Annotated in this window: 1 protein-coding gene; it reads left to right on the top strand. The window is 49.6% G+C overall.

What is annotated here, in order from left to right; genetic code table 11:
* Positions 1–230 (top strand): AMP-binding protein (locus SB658_RS28055; RefSeq protein ID WP_410603884.1); only part of this gene is annotated, 230 nt, incomplete at both ends.

Genomic DNA, 230 nt, shown 5'->3' with positions numbered 1-230 from the left:
AGCGTTGAGATATAACGGGATAAGCTGGAGCTATAAGAAATTAAATCAGCGGGCGAATCAGATTGCGCATGCGTTAAGGGAAAAAGGCGCCCGTCCCGATCAGATTACCGCTGTTATGCTGCGCCGATCGATGAATACGGTCGCCGCTCTGCTCGGAATTTGGAAATCGGGCAGCGCCTATATGCCGATTGATGCGGAATTTCCGCCTGAACGGATTTCATTTTTACTGA

This window comes from Bacillus sp. SIMBA_008 (genome assembly GCF_046535495.1).
GTDB lineage: Bacteria > Bacillota > Bacilli > Bacillales > Bacillaceae > Bacillus > Bacillus subtilis.
Note: the sequence above shows the minus strand (reverse complement) of the source record. Positions and strands in the feature narration are given on the sequence as shown.